Here is a 21,027-nt window from a genome sequence, read left to right on the forward strand (position 1 = left end):
CGCCGGCCGCCGCCCGGCCGCCGAGGGCCCGGCGCCCCGGTGCTCAGCCGATCAGGCCGGGGATCTCCTGGACGCCGAACCACAGCAGCTCGTGGTCCTCGGCACCGTCCACGGTGAACTGCGCGTCGTCGTCACCGAGATCGGCCGCGCCCAGCGCGGCCGCTGCCGCCGCCACGTCCTTCCCGGCGTCGTCGGAGTCCACGTGCACGGCGGCGGCCTTCGACAGCGGCACGGCCTCGGCGATGCGCACCTCACCGAGCGACGAGGCGTCCAGCACGTGGTCCGGATCGGCGACCGCCGCTCCGTCCGCCACGTCCACGGCCACGACGACCCGGCGCCTGGGCTCGTCCGGCCTCGCGGCGATCAGTCGCAGGGAGGCCGAGGCGGCCCGGCTGAGCGCCGCGTACTCCAGCTCCTCGCTGTCGTCGGAGACGTACCACTCGCGCAGCCCGGGCGTCACGGCGTAGGCGGTCAGCGGCCCGGGACCGAGCAGACCCGCGCTGTGCGCCTCGGCAAGACCGGAGAGGGTCAGAGGGACGTACACACGCATGGATGACCGCTTTCGTAGTCGAGGACGCCCACAGGATACGTGGGACGTCCCCCATCGGGGTCGGCGAGCCGTACCCCGCTGTCCACCCGGCGACGGCCGTCACCCCCTCCGGACCTGTGCGGCGCCGGGCCCGCCACCCGGATAGGTGAATCCCGTGAGGCTCCCGTTCGGCCGGTCCCCGGCTTGCGGTGCCCTCGGCCGGGCCCGTAGAAGATCCCCAGCAGAAAGTTACCGCCCGGTACTCGACGGGCGCCGGACAGCAGCCACGGGGGCTACGCATGAGCACAGACAGGACGAGGCCGGCCGGACGACGCGATCGCGGCAGGCCGGGCACCGTACCGCCGCAGCGCACGCCACAGCGGCCCCGGCACGCGCCGCGCCCGCACCAGTGGTTCGCGGAACGCCTGCTCGCGGTCCTCAGCGGCCAGCGCCCGGTGCACTGGATGCTCGGCCACACCATCGGGGAGGCCTACGACCAACTCGCCGAACTCGCGCCGACCGCCCCGCTCGGTGCGGGGTACCGGCGCCCCGTCGTACGCGCCTGCCACGGCGTCCAGCCCGCCACCGGCGTCGTCGAGGCCTTCGCCAGCATCGCGACGGGCGGCCAGATCCGCGCCCTCGCCTTCCGGCTCGAACAGGGGCCCGACCTCCGCTGGCGCTGCGCCGCGGTCGACCTGGGCGGCGAACGTCTGCCGGCTGTGAGATGAGCGGCCCCGCACCCGCCTGAGCGGCCCGGCGCCGCCTCCTGTGCCCGATCCCGCCCCGGTTCCCCGCTGGGACGGCCCCGAGGCCTCTCAGCCGCCCCTCAGTGCTCCATGGCCCCACGGGAACGGCCTGGGCCTGGCACCCTGCGGTGCCCCGGCCCAGGCCGTCCGGAACGCTCGGCGCTCCTTCTTCGCGCTACTTCTTGCGGCGCCGCCCGCCGCCACCGCTCTTCTGCGCCTTGCGGCGCTCGGCACGCGTCATCCCGTCACCGTCGGGACGGGCACCGTCACCGTTGGAGAAGTCACCCTCGACGACGCCACCCTCACCGTCCACCGTGGGGGCGGAGAAGTGCAGCCGGTCCGGCCGCTGCGGAGCCTCCAGGCCCTTGGCACGGATCTCCGGACGGCCTCCGCCGGCCGCCACGTCCTGCTTCTCCAGGGAGGGGCGCTCCGCCGCGTCCTGCACCGGAACCTCCTCGACCTGCTGCTCGACCTGGACCTCCAGGTTGAACAGGTAGCCGACGGACTCCTCCTTGATGCCCTCCATCATGGCGTTGAACATGTCGAAGCCCTCGCGCTGGTACTCGACCAGCGGGTCCTTCTGCGCCATGGCCCGCAGGCCGATGCCCTCCTGGAGGTAGTCCATCTCGTAGAGGTGCTCACGCCACTTGCGGTCCAGGACGGACAGCACCACACGGCGCTCCAGCTCACGCATGATGTCCGAGCCGAGGGTCTTCTCGCGCTCCTCGTACTGCTGGTGGATGTCGTCCTTGACGGCCTCCGCGATGAAGTCCGCCGTCACCCCCGCGAGGTCACCCGCCGCGTCCTCGAGCTCGGCGACCGTCACCTTCACCGGGTAGAGCTGCCTGAAGGCACCCCACAGCCGGTCCAGGTCCCACTCCTCGGCGAAGCCCTCCGCCGTCTCCTGGCGGATGTAGTCGTCGATCGTGTCGTCCATGAAGTGGCGGATCTGGTCCTGCAGGTCCTCACCCTCCAGGACCCTCCGGCGCTCGCCGTAGATGACCTCGCGCTGCCGGTTGAGCACCTCGTCGTACTTCAGGACGTTCTTGCGCGTCTCGAAGTTCTGCTGCTCGACCTGCGACTGCGCGGAGGCGATCGCGCGGGTCACCATCTTGTTCTCGATCGGCACGTCGTCGGGGACGTTCGCCATCGACATGACGCGTTCGACCATCTGCGCCTTGAACAGCCGCATCAGGTCGTCGCCCAGCGAGAGGTAGAACCGGGACTCGCCGGGGTCGCCCTGACGGCCGGAACGGCCGCGCAGCTGGTTGTCGATACGCCGCGACTCGTGCCGCTCCGTACCGAGCACGTACAGCCCACCCAGCGCCTTGACCTCCTCGAACTCGGCCTTCACGGCCTGCTCGGCCTTCTCCAGCGCGGCGGGCAGAGCCGCAGCCCACTCCTCGACGTGCTCGACGGGGTCGAGGCCGCGCTGCCGCAGCTCCGCCTCGGCGAGGTCGTCCGGATTGCCTCCGAGCTTGATGTCGGTGCCTCGCCCGGCCATGTTCGTGGCGACCGTGACCGCGCCCTTGCGGCCCGCCTGGGCGACGATCGTCGCCTCACGGTCGTGCTGCTTGGCGTTGAGGACCTCGTGCTGGACACCGCGCTTGGAGAGCTGCTGCGAGAGGTACTCGGACTTCTCGACGGAGGTCGTGCCGACCAGGATCGGCTGACCCTTCTCGTGCTTCTCCGCGATGTCGTCGACGACCGCGGCGAACTTCGCGACCTCGGTGCGGTAGATCAGGTCCGACTGGTCGGCCCGAACCATCGGCCGGTTCGTCGGGATCGGCACGACGCCCAGCTTGTAGATCTGGTGGAACTCGGCCGCCTCGGTCATCGCCGTACCGGTCATGCCCGAGAGCTTGTCGTACAGGCGGAAGAAGTTCTGCAGGGTGATCGTGGCGAGCGTCTGGTTCTCGTCCTTGATGTCCACCCCTTCCTTCGCCTCGATCGCCTGGTGCATGCCCTCGTTGTAGCGGCGGCCCGCGAGGATACGGCCCGTGTGCTCGTCGACGATCATGACCTCGCCGTCGATGACGACGTAGTCCTTGTCCTTCTTGAAGAGCTCCTTGGCCTTGATCGCGTTGTTGAGGTACCCCACGAGCGGGGTGTTCACCGACTCGTAGAGGTTGTCGATCCCCAGCCAGTCCTCGACCTTGGAGACACCGGGCTCGTGGATCGCCACGGTCCGCTTCTTCTCGTCGACCTCGTAGTCGCCGGTCTCCTCCAGGCCCTTCAGCGGATTGCCCGCCTCGCCCCTGGTGAGACGCCTGACCAGCTTCGCGAAGTCGCCGTACCACTTGGTGGCCTGGTCGGCGGGGCCGGAGATGATCAGTGGCGTACGGGCCTCGTCGACCAGGATCGAGTCGACCTCGTCCACGATGGCGAAGTTGTGGCCGCGCTGGACGAGCTCGTCCTGGGACCACGCCATGTTGTCGCGGAGGTAGTCGAAGCCGAACTCGTTGTTCGTGCCGTACGTGATGTCGCACGCGTACTGCTCACGGCGCTGCGCCGGCGTCATGTTGGCGATGATGCAGCCGACCTCGAGACCGAGGAACTTGTGGACGCGTCCCATCATCTCGGAGTCGCGCTCGGCGAGGTAGTCGTTGACCGTGATCAGGTGCACGCCCTTGCCGGACAGCGCGTTGAGATACGCCGGCAGCGTACCGACGAGGGTCTTGCCCTCACCGGTCTTCATCTCGGCCACGTAACCGAGGTGCAGGGCGGCGCCGCCCATCATCTGGACGTCGTAATGGCGCTGTCCGAGGACGCGCTTGGCGGCCTCACGGACGGTCGCGAAGGCTTCGGGAAGCAGGTCGTCCAGGCTCTCGCCGTCCGCGTACCGTTCCTTGTACTCGTCGGTGAGCGCCCGCAGCTCGGCGTCGGAGAGGTTGACGAAGTCCTCTTCGATGGAGCTGACCTGGTCCGCGATGCGGTGCAGTTTGCGCAGGATCTTGCCTTCGCCTGCACGCATGAGCTTGTTGAAGACGGACACTGAGGCTGGTCTCCTTGCCGGTCGGGCCTGGCACTGGGTCGTGTGATGGACTCTGGCGCGGGCACGGCAGGTGGGCCCCACCGCAACGGCCATCGTAAGCGAGGACCCCACCGCGCCGGGAGGGATGCTGCCGCGTTGCCCCCACCGCACCCTCCCAGGACAACGGACGGAGGGGGCGGAAGGTGCCGGGACGCCGGTAAAGAGGTCGCGCCACGGGCCCCGGATCACCACAATCTCCGCATGGAGCCGATCACCCTCACCACCGAGCGCCTGCTTCTGCGGCCCTTCGAACCCCGGGACGTGGACGAGGTCCACGCCGCCTGCCAGGCCCCCGACATCCAGCGCTGGACGACCATCCCCTCCCCGTACTCCCGCGCGGACGCGGAACTCTTCGTACGGGAACTGTCCCCCCGGGGCTGGCAGGACGACACCATGTACAGCTTCGCCGTGACCGCCCGGGACGGCGGGCCGGTCACCGGCGCCCTCGGCATCGAACGCCGCAGCCTGGCGGGTACCTACGAGGTGGGCTATTGGACGGCCCCGGACCGCCGGGGTCGTGGCTTCACTGCGGAGGCGGTGCTCGCGGCCGCCCGGTGGACGTTCACCGCCCTCGCGGCGGACCGGCTCGAGTGGCGGACGGAAGTCGGCAACACGGCGTCGCGGGCCGTCGCGCTACGTGCCGGTTTCCGCATGGAGGGGGAGCAGCGGTCGGCCCTGCTGAACAAGGGGACACGGCGCGACACCTGGACCGGGGCGCTGCTCCCCGCCGACCTGGGACTGCCCGGTACCCACCCGTATCTGCCGGCACCCGCTGTCAGTGACGCCCTCTAGGGTTCGGTCCATGACGCCTGTGCCGCAGCCCGTTCTGGAACTCTCCGCCGATCAGGCCCGCCGGATGGCCCTGAGGGCCCAGGGCTTGCTGGGCGCGCCGGACCGCCGGGGCGGGGTGCCCGGAGTCCTGCGCCACCTGGGGGCCGTCCAGCTCGACACGATCTCGGTCCTCGCCCGGTCGCACGAACTCGTCCCCTACGCCCGGCTCGGTGGCGTGGGCCGCCGCGCGGTCGACGAGGCCTACTGGTCGGGGGGCCGGTCGTTCGAGTACTGGTCGCACGCCGCGTGCGTGCTGCCGGTCGAGGAGTGGCCGCACTTCGCGTTCCGCCGCCGCGCCTACCGGTCCCGCCCGCACTGGCACCACGACCTCCCCGCGGGCGCGTACGAAACGGTGATCGCGCAGCTGCGCGCCGAGGGCCCTCTGACGGCCACGGAGCTCGGCGGCGCGAAGAACGGCGGGGAGTGGTGGGACTGGTCCGCCTCGAAGGTCGCCGTCGAACGGGCCCTGATGTACGGCGAGGTCGTCTGCACCGAGCGGCGCGGCTGGAAGCGTGTGTACGACCTGGCCGAGCGCGCGATCCCGGACCCCCTCCTCCACGACGACCTGGACGACGCGGAGTGCACACGCCGTCTGGTCGCGCTGGCCGGCCGGTCGCTGGGAGTCGGGACGCGCGCCGACATCGCGGACTACCACCGGCTGAGGGCCGAGCAGTTCGACGCCGTCGTGGCGGACTCCGGCCTGGTTCCCGTATCGGTCGAGGGCTGGGCCAGACCGGCGTGGGCGCACCCCGAGGCGCTGGCCTCGGAACCACGCGGCCGGCACCGGACGACGCTGCTGTCGCCGTTCGACTCGCTGATCTGGGAGCGGGCACGCACGGAGCGGATCTTCGCCTTCACCCACCGCCTGGAGGCGTACGTGCCCCGGCCCAAGCGTGTGCACGGCTACTTCGCCATGCCGCTGCTCGCAGGCGGCAGGCTCCAGGGCCGCGTCGACCCGGCACGTGAGGGCACCACCCTGATCGCCCGTCAGGTCTCCCTGGAGGGCGCAAAGTCCGTGACGCCGATGGCGCAGGCTCTGGCGGAGGCGGCGTCCTGGGTCGGCTGCACGGACGTCCGGCTGGAACGGGTCGATGCTCCGGAGCTGCGCGAACCCCTGCGCGCGGAAATCGCCCGTGTCCTGGGATAGGAGCCGGCCGCTGTACCGCCGGGCTATCCGATTTCGAGGATCTTCTCCCGCATGGCATAGACCACGGCCTCCATGCGGGAGTGCAGCTGCAGCTTCTCCAGGATGTTGCGGACGTGATTCTTCACCGTGTTCTCGGAAATGAACAGTTCCTTGGCGATATCGCGGTTGTTCATCCCCGTGGCCACCAGCTTGAGCACCTCCAGTTCCCGCTCGGTGAGTCGGGGAGCGGGGACGAGCCGGCGCTCGTCGGTGCGCTGGATCATCGACTTGAACTCGGTCAGGAGTTTCGAGGCCATCGACGGGCTGATCTGGGACTGGCCGTCCGCGACCGCGCGAATGGCCGTGGCCACCTCGTCGGTGGAGATCTCCTTGAGGAGATACCCGGTCGCGCCCGCCTTGATCGCCTCGTAGAGGTCGGCCTCCTCGTCGCTGATCGTCAGCATGATGATCTTGGCGCTCGGGGCCACCTCCTTGATGGAGGTGCAGGCCTCGATGCCACCGCGCCTGGGCATCCGGACGTCCATCAGAACAATGTCGGGCAGCAGATCCGCAGCCTTGTCGACCGCCTCCGCGCCGTCCCCCGCCTCGCCGACGACCTGGATGTCCTCCTCCTGCGCCAGGACGATCTCCAGACCTCTGCGGAAGAGGGCGTGGTCGTCGACCACGAGAACCCGGATCGGCTCCTTGCCGCAACCGACACCGCCCGTAGGGGAATCCGCACCCGAAACGTCGTCGGCGGCATTGGTCCTGCGTACGGGCCCGAAGGTGTCCGCCATCGTTCCTCCCCCTGAAGGCCACGGCCTGAGGTCACAGACTCGTCCGCCAACGGCAGCTCACAGCACACCGGTTGGCTTGGGCCGCCATGATTTCATGCCCCGGTGTCCCCTCGGTGACCATGTGGGCCTCACCCGAGTGCCCCTGGGGGCGCACAGTCGCTTCCAGGGGCACTCGGGTAGGGCCTGCGGCGTGTCTGTCAGCCGCCGAGCGCACCGCCCGCGCCGCCCGCCCCGTCGGAGGCCAGCGGGTCGGTCCTCAGGTGGATGACACCGTAGTCGTAGGCGTGCCGGCGGTAGACGACGCTGGGCTCCTTGGTCTCGGAGTCGACGAACAGGTAGAAGTCGTGACCGATCAGCTCCATCTCGTAGAGCGCCTGGTCGAGCGTCATCGGTGCTGCGACGTGCGTCTTCTCGCGCACCACGAGCGGTCCCTCGCCCTGCACCTCGAGCGAACCGATCTTCTTGGTGGGCACGGCGGGCGTCGTCTCCTCGCGAGCCAGCTCGCCGTTCTCACCGTTGAACGACGCGGCCCCCGGCACGGCCTCCGCCACCTCGGCGGCGGACAGACGGCCGGTGCCCCGCCGGCTGTAGCGCTTGTCGTGCTCCCTGCGCAGCCGCGCGTCCAGCTTGTCCGTGGCCAGGTCCAACGCTGCGTACGGGTCGCCTGCCGCCGCTTCCGCCCGGATGACCGGTCCCCGCGAGCGGAGCGTGATCTCCACCCGGGCCGCGCGGTCGGCCTGACGGGGATTCGGCTCCTTGGACACCTCGACGTCCAGGCTCATCACCTTGCCGTCGAACTTCTGGATCTTGTCCAGCTTCAGCTTTTCGGCCACGTGCTTGCGGAACCGCTCGGGTACCTCGGTCTTGCGGCCCTTGACGACGATGTCCACGCAGAACTCCGTTCCCGGATCGCTCCGCTTCAACGGCGGAGCGTCTCCCTTTCGCACCAGACTCCGGTGATCGCCGGAGCCTCGGACTCGGTGACTTTCACCTCCTCCTCCCCCTTCGGCAGGGTCTCCACCCCACCGACTTCCATGCTTCTGGCCTCGGTGAGTTACCTGCCCGAAACGTGGTGGTGCATTCCTCGAGGTTCGGTGTTCACCGGCCCTCACAACCGAACATAGCCTGCTCGACACCGTGACGGCACCCGCTACTCACGCGTACCTCCGATCAGGTCGCTTTACCCACTCACCACCTGCAACGATGCAAATATTCTGTCAGTTCCGGTTTATTTCGAAAGCAGTCGGAGAAGCTGCGACAACGGCGGCCCGCAGGGAAGCCACGGCCCCCTGGCCGGCAGACGCACCGTGACCGGCGGCCCGACCGGTCCGCCGTGCGCCCGCGGCCGCTCCGTCCCCTCCGATCCCTCGGCCCGCCCAGGCCGCGCGAACCGCTCGCGCCGCTTCCGTCAGCGACGCCCCCGTCGTCAGCAGGTCGTCGACCAGCCACACCCTGCCACCGTCGAGCAGGTGCCGGGCTCCCGCCGTCACTTCGAGCGCCCCCGTCAGATTCGCCTGCCGCTCCCGGGCACCCAGCCCGGCCTGGTCGGCCACCACCCGCCGCTGCCGCAGCACCGCCGGCACGTGTGCCGGCGTACCGCTCCGCCGCAGCTCCGCCGCGGCGGAGCGTGCGATTCTGCGCGTCGGGTCGTGCCCGCGTGCGGCCGTGGCGCGCCGCGCCGACGGTACGGGCACCAGGAGCAGCGGCCCCGCGCCTCCCACCTGTCCCGCGCCGGCCCGCACCGCCGCCGCCAGCGCCCCGCCGAGCGGTCCGGCCAGCCCCAGTGCCCCCCGCTCCTTGTGGGCCAGCAGCATCGCGCGTACCGCGTTCTCGTACGGTGCGACCGCGTGCACCAGCGGAAGCCCCGGGGGCTCCGGGGTCGGCCTCACACGACACGGCCGCGCGTCGAGCACCGCGGCGCACGTGTCGCACAGCTCCGTGCGTGGCCTGCCGCAGCCACCACAGGCCACAGGCAGGACCAGCCCGGTGATCTCCCGCCACCATGCCTTCATGACCCCACCGTGCCCGGTTCACGAGAACCGCGCCGGCCCTGTGGACAGCGCCTGTGGACAACCCCCGGGTCCGTAGGTGCCCGACACCCGGAGGCTCGTACGCGCGGGCGGGCAGAGCGGCGGCCTCAGCCCGGGTAGACCAGCGACGAGCCGTCCTTGAGCACCGTCTGCCAATTGTCCCCCGGCGAGAGCTTCACTATCCCGTCGCCCTCGGTGTCCGCCATCAACGGCAGCTGCTCGTCGTCCGCCGCGGCGACCGCCGTCACCTGGTTCACCCCCGGCAGGACACCGGAGGAGGACGTGGAACCGTCGGCCTGGACATAGCGCACCTGCTGCACACCGCCCTCCTCCTTGCCGACCACCACGAGACGGCTCCGGCCCGACCAGGACACCGCTGTCACCTCTGCCAGCTGGGGCGCGGCCTGGCGAAGGTCCTCCACGGTCGCCCGCTCGGAGGGCCCCGAGCCATGGCGCTCGACCCGGCCGATCTTCAGCGTCGTGTGCCCGTCCTTCGTCACCCGCAGGGCGATCCGCACCCCGTCGGCCGACATGCGCAGAGCCTCGATGCGCCCGCCGTCCAGGCCGGGCACCTCGACCTCCTGCGGTTTGCCCTCGCCCCCCACCAGGCGCAGCAGCCTCGGACCGGACGGATCACGGTCGGCGACCCACAGATCACCCGTGCCGTCCCAGCTCGGCGCCGACAGCCGGTCCCCGGCCTTCACGGCATGGCTGGTCACGACCGGAGCGGCCAGCTCGCTCTCCGAGGCCAGCGAGGACACGTAGAGGTACTGCTGGTCCGCCGAGACCGCGGCGGCCAGCTGTTCGTCCCTGGCCACCCCCACAGCGCTCATCGCCACCGGCCCGGAACCGAACGGTCCGATCACCGGCTCCGGCTCACCGCTTCCCTTGCTGCTCCCGGGGATCCGCTGGACGTGCCCCTTGCCGTCGACGAAGTACTGGCTGTCCGGCGCGTCCGAGCCGCTGTCCGGCGCGAACTCCTCGGCCTCGTCGGCGCCCAGGGAGCACAGCGGGCCGCGCTCACCCTGCAGTTCCACCTGGCCCACCCGGGCGGAGGTCAGGTCCCGCAGGGTGAAGAGCACCTGGGCCGCCATCATCCGGCAGGCGCCCCGCCCGGCCTTGTCGGCCTTCTTGTTGAGCCGCACCTTCAGGATGTTCTGGTCGTCGGGCGCCAGAGCGGTCACCTCGCTCCGCAGCGCCGTACCGGCCGGAAAGCGGGAATCGACCACCGGCCGCAGCCAGTCCGAAGGCCCCTGCAGCAGTGACCTGACCGTCTGCGTGGCCGTGTCCATCCGGGTGACGGGATCCGTGCGGTTGCGGACGTAGACCGGGTCCGCGACCATCGCGGCACCACCGTCCGTCCGCCCGGCGGCGAAGTAGTACTTGTTCACCGACCGGTACAGCCGCTTGAAGTCGGACTGCCCCAGCACGAGGCCGTCCGGCACGATGTCGATGCGCCACTCCTGCTTGCCGTCCGGCCCCTTCTGCCGCACCAGGTGCAGCGTCTGGGAGTAGTCGGTCGGCGCGAGCGGCCGGTAGGAACTCTGCGCGTCCACCACGGCCACCTGCTCGCCCGTCAGCGTGTACGTGGTGCCGGTGGCCTTGCGCTCGTCGTCGCGGAACGTCGGCCCGTTGCGGTTGGGGGCCTGCGCCAGCACCGTCGTACCCTCGCTCGGCTTCCAGGTACGGGCGGCTTCCGTCGTCAGGTACGTGCGCGTCGTCCTGAAACCGGGATCGTCGCTCGTCATCGACTCGAGGAACCCGTCGACGATCTCGATGGGCGCGGCGTCCTCCCTCGGCGGCACGGCGTACACCTGCACCTGGGAGTCACCTGGCTGCGAAGCCCCGACCCCCTTGACGTCACCGGTGACGGGCATCGCCCCGCAGCCGGCGAGCACCACGGCGCCGCAGCCGAGCAGCGCGGACATCCGCACCGCCCGCCGACGGCCGCCCCGACGGGGGTCAGTGTCCACGAGTCGTGTCCTCCTGCTCCGGATCGTGCGTCCCTGCGGCGCCGCCGCGTGGCCGCTCCCCTGCCGGACGGGCGACGACACGGGCGCCGTTGCCGGGAAGGGCCGTCGGGTCGACGGAGGCCTGAGCCCCGGCGCCCTGTGCCGGAACCGGCAGCTGCGAGCGCGCGGCCGAACCGCTCTGGGTCGGTACGGACAGCAGCCGGTGGTCGGCCGGCGCCGGGGCCGCCTCCGCGCGCTCACGGTTCTCCCGGTTGCGCCGCGAGTCCTCCGGCTCCAGGGGTATCGGTGACCCGCGCAGCGGCTCGTCCGCCGTGCGCGGCAGGGTCAGCCGGAACTGGGAACCGCCACCGGGCTCGCCCCAGGCCTGCAGCCAGCCACCGTGCAGCCGGGCGTCCTCGACGGCGATCGACAGCCCCAGCCCGGTGCCCCCGGTGGTACGGGCGCGGGCCGGGTCGGCCCGCCAGAACCGGTTGAAGACCCGCGTGGCCTCGCCCGGCTTGAGCCCCACGCCGTAGTCCCGGACCGCCACGGCCACCGCGCCCTGGGCGGCGCCCATCCGTACGACGACGTCCCGGCCCTCCCCGTGCTCGACGGCGTTGACGACGAGGTTGCGCAGGACCCGCTCGACACGGCGCGCGTCGGCTTCCGCGATCACGGGCTGCTCGTCTCCCACCACCCGGATCAGGGTGCCCTTGCGCTCCGCCAGCGGCTCGGCCCCACCGATGACCCGCCGCACGACCGTGCGCAGGTCTATCGGCTCAGCCTCGAGCGCGGCGGCGCCGGCGTCGAACCGGCTGATCTCCAACAGGTCGGACAGCAGCGACTCGAACCGGTCCAGCTGGTCTCCGAGAAGCTCCGCGGAACGGGCGGTGACCGGGTCGAAGTCGACACGCGCCTCGTGGATGACATCGGCCGCCATCCGCACCGTCGTCAACGGTGTGCGCAGCTCGTGGCTGACGTCCGAGACGAAGCGCCGCTGCATACGGGAGAGCTCCTCCAGCTGCTGGATCTTCAGCTGGAGGTTCTGCGCCATCTTGTTGAAGGCCTCGCCGAGACGGGCGATGTCGTCCTCGCCGGTGACCTTCATACGCTCCTGGAGCCGGCCGGCCGACAGCCGCTCGGCGATGCCCGCCGCCATCCGAACGGGCGTGACCACCTGGCGCACCACGAACCACGCGATGGCGCCGAGCAGCACGACGACGAACAGCCCTGCCGTCGCCAGGGTCGTCGTGACCAGGGTCAGCGACTTCTCCTCCTGCGTCAGCGGGAAGAGGTAGTACAGCTCGTACGGATTGTGGTCGATGTCGTAGAGCCGCTTGCCCACGACGAGACCCGGCTGCGGGTCCTTCCCGTAGGAGTAGCGGATCAGGGAGTACGTCTGGAACGCCCCTGGTCCCTGGCCCACCGCCTCCCGCAGGCGCTGCGGGACGCTGGAGGCCTCCACGCTGCCCGAACCGCGCGGTGCGCGGCTGGTGGCGCTCTGCCCCACGGAGTCGGCGCTGAGGGCCACCACGTTGAACGCGTTCGTACCGCCGCTGGCGAGCTGATCGACCAGCTCGGTGCGCCAGGAGGTGCTGGCCATGCCGTCGGCGCCCTCCTCGCCCTGGTCACCCGGGGCCAGTGGCGCGTTGGCGTTCGCCTGCGCGGCCGCGAAGCCACCGGCCGCCTGCATCTGGGCCGCCCTGCCCTTCGCGTCGAGCAGGCCGTTCCTGACCTGCCCGATCACGACGAAGCCCAGCAGCAGCACCACGCCGACCGACATCAGGAGAGTGCCGGCTACGACGCGCAGCTGGAGGTTCCGGCGCCACAGCCGGGCAGCGGGCAGCAGCGGACGGCGGACCCACCGCATCAGCAGCCGCGGCACAGGGCCGCCGGGCGACCCGTTGCGGAACAACCGGCCGCCCGCCAGCCGCCGGCGGAACCGGGAGGACCCCCGTGCCGGACCGGCAGCCCGCTCCGTACGGACTCCCGGCCCCCCGGGTTTCGGAGCAGCGCTGCCCAGGGTCATGTCAGCTCGGTCCGGCCTTGTAACCGACACCGCGGACGGTCACGACGATCTCCGGCCGCTCCGGGTCCTTCTCGACCTTGGAGCGGAGCCGCTGTACGTGCACGTTCACCAGACGGGTGTCGGCGGCGTGACGGTAGCCCCATACCTGCTCGAGCAGGACCTCACGTGTGAAGACCTGCCACGGCTTACGGGCGAGCGCGACCAGCAGGTCGAACTCCAGGGGAGTGAGGGCGATGGACTGCCCCTCCCGCTTCACCGAATGACCGGCGACATCGATGACCAGGTCCCCGATGGTCAACTGCTCCGGGGCAGGCTCTTCGGACCTCCGCAGACGTGCCCTGATCCGGGCGACCAACTCCTTCGGTTTGAACGGCTTGACGATGTAGTCGTCGGCCCCGGACTCCAGGCCCACCACCACATCGACCGTGTCGCTCTTGGCAGTGAGCATGACGATCGGTACACCCGACTCGGCCCTGATCAGCCTGCAGACCTCGATGCCGTCCCGTCCGGGCAGCATGAGGTCCAGCAGCACCAGGTCCGGCTTGGCCTCACGAAATGCAGCCAGTGCCTTGTCGCCGTCCGCTACGAACGACGGCTCGAAACCTTCTCCACGCAGCACAATCCCGAGCATCTCGGCGAGTGCGGTGTCGTCGTCGACGACAAGGACGCGTCCCTTCATAAACGACATCATCCCATTAGCTAATCGTTACCTGCGATGACCTGGCACACAGCTCTGCCAGTCCGACCCCCGTGACCGGGGAAATGACACCCTCCTCCGTGACGATCGCCGTGACCAGTTCGGGCGGCGTGATGTCGAATGCGGGGTTGTAGGCCGGGGCTCCCGGGGGTGCCACGGCCGGCCCGCCCCCTGGACCACCGTCGCTCCCGTCGGGGGCGACCGACGGTGATGTGAACTGCGTCACTTCATTCGTCGAGCGCTGCTCGACCACGATCGAGGAGCCGTCCGCCGTAGCCAGATCGATCGTCGTGGTCGGGGCGACCACGATGAACGGCACGTGGTGGTACTTCGCGAGCACCGCCAACGGGTAACTCCCCACTTTGTTGGCCACCGAGCCGTCCGCGGCGATGCGGTCCGCCCCGATGAGTACGCCATCCACCTCCCCCGCGGCAAACAGCGAACCCGCCGCGTTGTCCGTGAGCAGGGTGTACGCCATGCCGTTCCGCGCGGCTTCGTAGGCCGTCAGCCGGGCGCCCTGGAGGAGTGGACGTGTCTCGTCCACCCACAGCCGCCTCAGCCTGCCCTCCCGGTGTGCGCCGAGGGCGACGGCGAAGGCCGTGCCCTCGCCGCCGGACACGAGCGCCCCGGTGTTGCAGTGGGTGAGCAGCCTATGGCCGCCTGCCGGCAGCAGTTCCGCCAGCAGCCGCAGACCGTACCGCGCCATGCGCCCGCTCGCCGCCGCGTCCTCCCGGTGCAGCACCCGCGCCTCGGCCAGCGCGGCCGCGGCGGCCTGCGCCCGGCCGGCCCCCTGCGCCACCGAGGTCGCGTACACACCCGCCACCCGCCGGGCCCCCCGGTCGAGGTTCACCGCGGTGGGCCGCGCCTGCCCCAGCGCGTGCGCCGCCCCCGCCACGTCGTCACCGCGGGCGGCCGCCAACGCCACCCCGTAGCCCCCGGCTATTCCCAGCAGGGGCGCACCGCGCACCGCCAGTGTCCGGATCGCGTGCACCAGCGCCGGAACATCGGCACACACCAGCTCGACCTCCGAGGAAGGGAGCCGCCTCTGGTCGAGGAGCACCACCGCGGGACCTCCGGGGGGCTCCTCCCAGCGGAGTACGGAAAGGGGGGCCGGAGACTCGATATCCGCCGGCGGTCGCGCGTCCTGATCAGCCATCCGCCCAGTCTGCCCGCTGCACCGCCCGCGCACGAAGGCGACAACGAGATACGGCGCCCGGTCCGCACGAGAGCTACGCGTGGCACGATGGCTGACAACCTGCCGCCCCGATGAGCGGGCAGGACCGTGAAGGAGCGACAATGAACGACTCTCCGGGCTGGGCTTCGCCCGGATCCGCCCCCTCCGACGGCCAGGAGACGGGCATCCCCCGGCCCTCCTCCCCCGTCGACGGAAGCGGCCCCGTAGGACAGTGGTCTCCTGAGCAGCCTCCTCCCGGGCAGTGGTCGCCGCCGGGCACTTCCGGCGTAGGGCCCGGCGCGTCCCCGCCCCCTCCGAACTGGGGCGGCATGCCGCCCGGGGCCGGTTGGGGCGGGCCGCCCCTCGCGGCGAAGCCCGGGGTCATCCCGCTGCGGCCCCTTGGTGTCGGCGAGATCCTCGACGGCGCCGTCTCCACGATGCGCACGCACTGGCGCACCGTGCTGGGCGTCAGCCTCACGGTCTCCGTGATCATCGAGATCGTGGTCCTGCTCGTCCAGCGCTACCTCCTGCCCGAACCGGCGTCGATCGACCCTGACGCCGTCGGTGCCGAGGCCCTGCGTCAGGCCGCGGACTCGATGCGGTCCCAGCTGATCGCCGACGCCCCTGCCACGCTCCTCGCGATGATCGCCACGCTGTTCACCACGTCGGTCCTCACCGTGGTCATCAGCCGATCCGTACTCGGCCGCGGGGTGACCCTCTCCGAAGCCTTCTCCGAGGCCCGCCCCCGGCTCCTCCCGCTTCTCGGACTGACACTGCTGCTGAGCCTGATGAGCGCCGCGATCATGGCGGCCGGCCTGCTGCCCGGCATGCTCCTGGGCGGCGGCGCGGGCCTCGCGCTGACCCTGGCCGGTTTCCTCCCCGCCCTGGTCGTCACTCTCTGGTTGATGGTCCGCTTCACTCTCTCCGCCCCGGCACTCATGCTGGAACGACAGCCGGTCCTCACCGCACTGCGCCGATCCGCCAAGCTGGTCAAGGGCAGCTGGTGGCGGACCTTCGGCATCCTGGCACTCACCTACCTGCTGGTCATCGTCCTGACGTTGATCATCGCCGTTCCCTTCGGCATCATCGCCCTGAGCGTGGACAGCGAGGGCCTGAGCGAATTCCTCAGCAACGGCAGCTCGCCGGACTTCGGCTGGCCCTTCCTCATCATCACCGGGGTGGGCGAGGTGATCATCTCGACGCTGACCTACCCCTTCACCGCAGGAGTCATGGCCCTGCTCTACATCGACCAGCGCATCCGCCGCGAGGCGCTCGACCTCGACCTGGCCAGGGCCGCGGGCGTGCCCGGCTACGACACGCCCAGGAGCTGATGCGGTGACGGGGGTGGGGGGCACCACAGCAGAGCGGTTGATCCGCGCAGGCGAGGACATACCCGTGGAGATCTCACGCGTCCCCGCCCGTGAAGCGGCACGGGATGAGCTGTCCGATCCGATGTACCACGAGCACGGCCCGAACCTCCTCCAGCGCGGACTCGACCGCTTCTGGGACTGGGTCGGTGGACTCTTCGACGGCATCGAAGCCTCCTCCCCCGACGGGCCGCTCGGACTCGTCGTCATCGCTCTGGCCGTCACCGGCCTGGCCGCCGCCCTCTGGTGGCGGCTGGGGACACCGCAGCGCACCGTGCGCTCGGCGGAGACCCTGTTCGGCGGCAGCGCGCGCAGCACCGCGGAGCACCGCGCCGCCGCCGACGCGCACGCCGCCGCCCATCGATGGACCGAAGCCGTCCAGGAGCGCATGCGCGCCCTCGTCCGCTCCCTGGAGGAGCGCACGGTACTCGACCCTCGCCCTGGCCGCACAGCGGACGAGGCCGCCGCCGAAGCGGGCCGGCTCCTCCCCAACCACGCGGTACGCCTGGGCGCCGCCGCCCGGCTCTTCGACGACGTCACGTACGGGGGCCGCGCCGCCGACGAGGCGGCGTACACGAACGTGCGCGCACTCGACCTGGACCTCGAAACCGCCAAGCCCCTGCTGCTTGGAGGCCCGATCCTGGAGGCCGCCGGATGACCGCGACGGCCCTTGTGCCCACCCGCACCTCGACGGACCGGACCCCTCAGCAGGTCTGGCGGCGCGTCCGGGGACTGCTGACAGCTGTGCTCATCCTCCTCCTCGCCGGCGTCACCTTCGCCGCGGTCCGCTCCGGCGGACAGCACGGCCGGCTCGATCCCCGCTCCGCCGACCGCTACGGCAGCCGGGCCGTGGCCGAGCTCCTCAAGGACCGCGGTGCCTCCGTGGACGTCGTCACGACCCTCGACGAGGCAACCGGCGCGACGGGGCCCGACACGACCCTCCTCGTCGCCGGACCCGATGTCCTCACCCCGTACCAACAGCGGCTCCTCCGTGCGGCCACCGCCGCCTCCACGGGCCGCACCGTGCTCGTCGCTCCCGGCCGTCCGTCCGTCGCCGCTCTCGCCCCCGGCGTAGGCGCCCGGCCCTCCGGACCGGTGACCGCGCGGCCCCCACGGTGCGACCTTCCCGCCGCACGCACTGCCGGCACGGCCGACGTCGGCGGAGTCCACTACCTGACGGACGTACGGAACGCGACCGCCTGCTACCCCGAGAACGGCCTCCCCGCCCTCCTGCTCCTCCCTGAGTCCGAAGCCGGTGACACGGTCCTGCTCGGCTCCCCCGACATCCTGTACAACGACCGTCTCGACCAGCAGGGCAATGCATCGCTGGCCCTGCAACTTCTCGGCTCCCGCCCCCATGTGATCTGGTACCTCCCCTCACTCGACGATCCCTCCGCCTCCATGGGCGACACCCCAGGCGGAGGCGGCAGCCCCAGCGACGGCGGAGACGGCGACGGCGCAGCGGGTGAGAGCCGGTTTCTCGATCTCATCCCCCCGGGCTGGCTCTGGGGCACCCTTCAACTCGCCTTCGCCGCCGTCCTCGCCGCCGTCTGGCGAGCCCGACGGCTCGGCCCCCTGGTCACCGAAGGGCTTCCGGTGGCCATCCGCGCCTCGGAGTCCACCGAGGGCCGAGCCAGGCTGTACCGCAAGGCCAACGCCCGCGACCGTGCGGCCGCCTCACTGCGCTCCGCCACCCGCACCCGGATCGCTCCCCTCCTCGGAGTGGGCGCCCGTGACAGCCAGTCGCCCGCCGTCCTCCTGCCCGCCGTCGCCGCGCGCCTCGGCAGCCCGGACGGCGACCTGCACACCCTGCTCTTCGGCCCGGATCCGGCCGACGACGCCGCACTCGTACGCCTGACCGACCAACTCGACGCCCTCGAAAGAGAGATACGCACCTCATGAGCGCCCCGATCCCGGAGTCCGCCGAGCCTGCCGCGATCACAGGGACCCTTCCGGCCCCCGCGGTCTCCGACAGTGCCCGCGCATCCCTCGAAGCCCTGCGCTTCGAGATCGCCAAGGCTGTCGTGGGCCAGGATCCGGCTGTCACGGGGCTTGTCGTGGCACTCCTCTGCCGCGGCCACGTTCTGCTCGAGGGCGTACCCGGAGTCGCGAAGACCCTTCTGGTGCGCGCTCTCGCAGCTTCCCTCGAACTGGACACCAAGCGCGTGCAGTTCACCCCTGACCTGATGCCGAGCGATGTCACCGGCTCGCTCGTCTACGACACCCGCAGCGCCGAATTCTCCTTCCGGCCCGGCCCGGTGTTCACCAATCTTCTACTCGCCGACGAGATCAACCGGACCCCGCCCAAGACGCAGTCCTCGCTCCTGGAAACCATGGAAGAACGTCAGGTCACCGTGGACGGGATACCTCGCGCGCTGCCCGACCCCTTCCTCGTCGTAGCCACGCAGAACCCCATGGAGTACGAGGGCACCTACCCCCTGCCCGAAGCACAGTTGGACCGTTTTCTGCTCAAGCTGACGGTCCCCCTCCCCTCGCGCGAGGACGAGATCGACATCCTCACCCGTCACGCGGACGGGTTCGACCCACGCGACCTCGATGCTGCCGGTATACGGCCCGTGGCCGGCCCCGCCGACCTGGAAGCGGCACGTGCTGCCGTGGCCACGACCTCGGTGTCCCCCGAAATCGCCGCTTACGTGGTGGATATCTGTCGTGCCACTCGTGAATCCCCCTCACTCACCCTCGGATCCTCCCCTCGAGGAGCTACCGCCCTGCTCTCCACCGCCCGCGCGTGGGCTTGGCTGACCGGCCGGGACTACGTGATCCCGGACGATGTGAAAGCCCTGGCTCTTCCCACGCTCCGTCATCGCCTCCAACTGCGGCCCGAGGCCGAGATGGAGGGGGTCACCCCCGACTCCGTCATCACCGCCGTGCTCGCCCACGTCCCCGTCCCCCGATGAGGCGGTGACCATGGCCCTCACCGGACGAAGCGCACTGCTGGCCGCCCTGGGATCACTCCCCGTAGGCATTCTGGCCCCGAGCTGGACCGGCATGCTTGCGGTCAACGCACCGCTCTCTTTGGCAATTCTGTGCGACTACGCCCTGGCAGCGCCAGTGCGGCCTCTGTTGTTCACTCGATCCGGTGACACATCTGTTCGGCTCGGTGACACGGCACAGGTACAACTCACCGTGACCAACCCCTCCCGTCGCCGCCTCCGCGCTCAGCTCCGCGACGCGTGGCCGCCCAGCAGTTGGACGACGGACGCCGAACAGGCGTCTTCCAAGCACGCCTTGACGGTTCCGGCCGGCGAGCGCCGTCGCCTCACCACGCTCCTGCGCCCCGCCCGGCGGGGGGACCGCCGGGCCGAGCGCGTCACTGTCCGCTCCTTTGGGCCACTGGGTCTCGCGGCCCGTCAGGGAAACCACAACGTCCCGTGGACGGTCAGGGTCCTCCCTCCCTTCGCCAGCCGGAAACACCTGCAGTCGCGGCTTGCCCGACTCCGGGAACTCGACGGCCGTACCAGTGCCCTCACGCGCGGCGCAGGCACCGAGTTCGACAGCCTTCGTGACTATGTACCGGGCGACGACACACGTTCCATCGACTGGCGGGCCACGGCCCGCCGGTCCACGGTGGCCGTCCGCACCTGGCGCCCGGAACGTGACCGTCACATCCTGATCGTTCTCGACACCGGCCGTACCTCGGCGGGTCGGGTGGGTGACGTTCCGCGCCTGGACGCGGCCATGGACGCCACCCTGCTCCTTACGGCCCTCGCCGCACGGGCGGGCGACCGCGTGAACCTCCTGGCCTACGACCGCCGTATCCGGGCCCAGGTGCAGGGCGGGGCCACCGCGGGCGACGTTCTCCCGAACGTCGTGAACGCATTGGCCCCACTGGAACCCGAACTGGTGGAAACCGATGCCCGGGGTCTCAGCACGGCCGCGCTCGCGGGTGCACCTCGTGGCTCACTCATCGTGCTGCTCACGGGCCTGGACGCCGCTCCCATCGAGGAGGGGCTGCTGCCCGTGCTCCCCCAGCTCACGCATCGTCACACGGTCCTGGTCGCCGCGGTCGCTGACCCGCACGTGGAGGCCATGGCCTGCGCGCGGGGCACCGTTGACGCTGTCTACGACGCCGCTGCCGCGACCCGGACCCGGGACCAGCGACGGCGGACGGCGGAGAAACTCCGACGCCACGGAGTGGTAGTCGTGGACGCCCCACCTGATGAACTGGCGCCCGCTCTGGCAGATGCCTATATCGCTCTCAAGGCGAGCGGTCGACTGTGAGGCCGTCCCGCAGTTCGGTGGCGCCGGCATCGTCGTAGTCCGAGGGCGGGACGGCTCTCGGACACCGTCGGCCACAGGGATCGGAACGGGGAACGGTAAGCCCGCAGGAGAACCTCCTTCTGTCGGCCTACTCGACACTTTCTGGCCGACCGTGAACGCAGAAAAGCCCCGTGCCACAAAGGCACGGGGCTTTCCCGGAAAAATTGTTCGGCGGCGTCCTACTCTCCCACAGGGTCCCCCCTGCAGTACCATCGGCGCTGAAAGGCTTAGCTTCCGGGTTCGGAATGTAACCGGGCGTTTCCCTAACGCAATGACCACCGAAACACTATGAAATTAACCAACACCGGAAAAAACACGGCCGTTCGTTATTTCAGAACTAACACAGTGGACGCGAGCAACTGAGGACAAGCCCTCGGCCTATTAGTACCAGTCAGCTCCACCCGTTACCGGGCTTCCACATCTGGCCTATCAAC

17 protein-coding genes and 2 rRNA genes are annotated in these 21,027 nt (G+C 70.6%); 8 read left to right on the forward strand and 11 right to left on the reverse strand.

The features are described from left to right. Nucleotides 1-43 precede the first annotated feature (43 nt). Complete coding sequence (locus ACH4VO_RS06170; RefSeq protein ID WP_360995786.1) at nucleotides 44-550, reverse strand: DUF6912 family protein; 507 nt, start codon at nucleotides 548-550, stop codon at nucleotides 44-46. A 278-nt stretch (nucleotides 551-828) separates the two neighbouring features. On the opposite strand from ACH4VO_RS06170, the gene ACH4VO_RS06175 reads away from it, so the two are divergent. Next, nucleotides 829-1,257 (forward strand): Rv3235 family protein, encoded by a 429-nt coding sequence (locus ACH4VO_RS06175; RefSeq protein ID WP_069173057.1) that lies wholly within the window; start codon nucleotides 829-831, stop codon nucleotides 1,255-1,257. A 193-nt stretch (nucleotides 1,258-1,450) separates the two neighbouring features. On the opposite strand, the gene secA is transcribed toward ACH4VO_RS06175, so the two are convergent. Next, complete coding sequence (gene secA / locus ACH4VO_RS06180) at nucleotides 1,451-4,270, reverse strand: preprotein translocase subunit SecA (protein WP_360995789.1); 2,820 nt, start codon at nucleotides 4,268-4,270, stop codon at nucleotides 1,451-1,453. A 240-nt stretch (nucleotides 4,271-4,510) separates the two neighbouring features. Between secA and ACH4VO_RS06185 the strand changes: the two genes are divergently transcribed. Continuing rightward, nucleotides 4,511-5,101, forward strand: a complete 591-nt coding sequence (locus ACH4VO_RS06185; protein ID WP_360995792.1) for a GNAT family N-acetyltransferase — start codon at nucleotides 4,511-4,513, stop codon at nucleotides 5,099-5,101. A gap of 10 nt (nucleotides 5,102-5,111) precedes the next feature. Further along, on the forward strand, nucleotides 5,112-6,287 hold the full coding sequence (locus ACH4VO_RS06190) for a DNA glycosylase AlkZ-like family protein (RefSeq protein ID WP_360995795.1): 1,176 nt from the start codon (nucleotides 5,112-5,114) through the stop codon (nucleotides 6,285-6,287). Between the two features lie 23 nt (nucleotides 6,288-6,310). Here ACH4VO_RS06190 and ACH4VO_RS06195 read toward each other — a convergent pair whose 3' ends face one another. The 7 genes from ACH4VO_RS06195 to mtnA form a co-directional block, all read right to left on the reverse strand. Next, nucleotides 6,311-7,063: a response regulator transcription factor gene (locus ACH4VO_RS06195; RefSeq protein ID WP_360995797.1), complete on the reverse strand. Its 753-nt coding sequence runs from the start codon at nucleotides 7,061-7,063 to the stop codon at nucleotides 6,311-6,313. Nucleotides 7,064-7,260: 197 nt separating this feature from the next. After that, a complete protein-coding gene (hpf, locus tag ACH4VO_RS06200) occupies nucleotides 7,261-7,953 on the reverse strand; it encodes a ribosome hibernation-promoting factor, HPF/YfiA family (RefSeq protein WP_360995830.1) in 693 nt (230 codons plus the stop codon). 327 nt (nucleotides 7,954-8,280) lie between these two features. Further along, entirely contained in the window at nucleotides 8,281-9,075 is a 795-nt protein-coding gene (locus tag ACH4VO_RS06205; protein WP_360995800.1) for a ComF family protein, read from the reverse strand. Nucleotides 9,076-9,200: 125 nt separating this feature from the next. Further along, nucleotides 9,201-11,021, reverse strand: coding sequence for an LpqB family beta-propeller domain-containing protein (locus ACH4VO_RS06210; protein WP_360995832.1), 1,821 nt, complete (start codon nucleotides 11,019-11,021; stop codon nucleotides 9,201-9,203). Nucleotides 11,022-11,055: 34 nt separating this feature from the next. Then, nucleotides 11,056-13,074 carry an MtrAB system histidine kinase MtrB gene (gene mtrB / locus ACH4VO_RS06215; RefSeq protein ID WP_360995803.1) on the reverse strand — a complete coding sequence of 673 codons (2,019 nt, stop codon included), beginning with the start codon at nucleotides 13,072-13,074 and terminating at the stop codon, nucleotides 11,056-11,058. A 1-nt stretch (nucleotide 13,075) separates the two neighbouring features. After that, nucleotides 13,076-13,765: a two-component system response regulator MtrA gene (gene mtrA / locus ACH4VO_RS06220; RefSeq protein WP_187282414.1), complete on the reverse strand. Its 690-nt coding sequence runs from the start codon at nucleotides 13,763-13,765 to the stop codon at nucleotides 13,076-13,078. A gap of 4 nt (nucleotides 13,766-13,769) precedes the next feature. Continuing rightward, nucleotides 13,770-14,927, reverse strand: a complete 1,158-nt coding sequence (gene mtnA / locus ACH4VO_RS06225; protein ID WP_360995806.1) for an S-methyl-5-thioribose-1-phosphate isomerase — start codon at nucleotides 14,925-14,927, stop codon at nucleotides 13,770-13,772. 140 nt (nucleotides 14,928-15,067) lie between these two features. Here mtnA and ACH4VO_RS06230 point away from each other — a divergent pair, with 140 nt between their 5' ends. From ACH4VO_RS06230 to ACH4VO_RS06250, 5 genes are read left to right on the forward strand one after another with little or no spacing between them, the layout of a single operon-like run. Further along, nucleotides 15,068-16,276 (forward strand): glycerophosphoryl diester phosphodiesterase membrane domain-containing protein, encoded by a 1,209-nt coding sequence (locus ACH4VO_RS06230; protein ID WP_360995809.1) that lies wholly within the window; start codon nucleotides 15,068-15,070, stop codon nucleotides 16,274-16,276. Between the two features lie 4 nt (nucleotides 16,277-16,280). Continuing rightward, nucleotides 16,281-16,970: a DUF4129 domain-containing protein gene (locus ACH4VO_RS06235; RefSeq protein ID WP_360995812.1), complete on the forward strand. Its 690-nt coding sequence runs from the start codon at nucleotides 16,281-16,283 to the stop codon at nucleotides 16,968-16,970. Beyond that, a complete protein-coding gene (locus tag ACH4VO_RS06240) occupies nucleotides 16,967-18,214 on the forward strand; it encodes a DUF4350 domain-containing protein (protein WP_360995814.1) in 1,248 nt (415 codons plus the stop codon). Before ACH4VO_RS06235 ends, ACH4VO_RS06240 begins: the two co-directional genes overlap by 4 nt. Then, on the forward strand, nucleotides 18,211-19,230 hold the full coding sequence (locus ACH4VO_RS06245; protein ID WP_360995816.1) for a MoxR family ATPase: 1,020 nt from the start codon (nucleotides 18,211-18,213) through the stop codon (nucleotides 19,228-19,230). The genes ACH4VO_RS06240 and ACH4VO_RS06245 overlap by 4 nt, the downstream gene beginning before the upstream one ends. Before the next feature lie 10 nt (nucleotides 19,231-19,240). Next, on the forward strand, nucleotides 19,241-20,554 hold the full coding sequence (locus ACH4VO_RS06250) for a DUF58 domain-containing protein (RefSeq protein WP_360995819.1): 1,314 nt from the start codon (nucleotides 19,241-19,243) through the stop codon (nucleotides 20,552-20,554). 205 nt (nucleotides 20,555-20,759) lie between these two features. Here the strand turns inward: ACH4VO_RS06250 and rrf are convergent. Next, nucleotides 20,760-20,876 (reverse strand): 5S ribosomal RNA (gene rrf / locus ACH4VO_RS06255). Between the two features lie 78 nt (nucleotides 20,877-20,954). Beyond that, nucleotides 20,955-21,027 (reverse strand): 23S ribosomal RNA (locus ACH4VO_RS06260); the annotation flags it as partial.

This window comes from Streptomyces sp. NPDC020780, from assembly GCF_044334475.1.
Classification (GTDB): domain Bacteria; phylum Actinomycetota; class Actinomycetes; order Streptomycetales; family Streptomycetaceae; genus Streptomyces.

Excerpts from the sequence above, each read along its gene's own strand:
- ACH4VO_RS06170 (WP_360995786.1), bottom strand. The coding sequence starts at position 550 with ATGCGTGTGTACGTCCCTCTGACCCTCTCCGGTCTTGCCGAGGCGCAC.
- ACH4VO_RS06175 (WP_069173057.1), top strand. The coding sequence starts at position 829 with ATGAGCACAGACAGGACGAGGCCGGCCGGACGACGCGATCGCGGCAGG.
- ACH4VO_RS06185 (WP_360995792.1), top strand. The coding sequence starts at position 4,511 with ATGGAGCCGATCACCCTCACCACCGAGCGCCTGCTTCTGCGGCCCTTC.
- ACH4VO_RS06190 (WP_360995795.1), top strand. The coding sequence starts at position 5,112 with ATGACGCCTGTGCCGCAGCCCGTTCTGGAACTCTCCGCCGATCAGGCC.
- ACH4VO_RS06195 (WP_360995797.1), bottom strand. The coding sequence starts at position 7,063 with ATGGCGGACACCTTCGGGCCCGTACGCAGGACCAATGCCGCCGACGAC.
- ACH4VO_RS06205 (WP_360995800.1), bottom strand. The coding sequence starts at position 9,075 with ATGAAGGCATGGTGGCGGGAGATCACCGGGCTGGTCCTGCCTGTGGCC.
- ACH4VO_RS06210 (WP_360995832.1), bottom strand. The coding sequence starts at position 11,021 with ATGTCCGCGCTGCTCGGCTGCGGCGCCGTGGTGCTCGCCGGCTGCGGG.
- mtrB (WP_360995803.1), bottom strand. The coding sequence starts at position 13,074 with ATGACCCTGGGCAGCGCTGCTCCGAAACCCGGGGGGCCGGGAGTCCGT.
- mtrA (WP_187282414.1), bottom strand. The coding sequence starts at position 13,765 with ATGATGTCGTTTATGAAGGGACGCGTCCTTGTCGTCGACGACGACACC.
- mtnA (WP_360995806.1), bottom strand. The coding sequence starts at position 14,927 with ATGGCTGATCAGGACGCGCGACCGCCGGCGGATATCGAGTCTCCGGCC.
- ACH4VO_RS06230 (WP_360995809.1), top strand. The coding sequence starts at position 15,068 with ATGAACGACTCTCCGGGCTGGGCTTCGCCCGGATCCGCCCCCTCCGAC.
- ACH4VO_RS06240 (WP_360995814.1), top strand. The coding sequence starts at position 16,967 with ATGACCGCGACGGCCCTTGTGCCCACCCGCACCTCGACGGACCGGACC.
- ACH4VO_RS06245 (WP_360995816.1), top strand. The coding sequence starts at position 18,211 with ATGAGCGCCCCGATCCCGGAGTCCGCCGAGCCTGCCGCGATCACAGGG.
- ACH4VO_RS06250 (WP_360995819.1), top strand. The coding sequence starts at position 19,241 with ATGGCCCTCACCGGACGAAGCGCACTGCTGGCCGCCCTGGGATCACTC.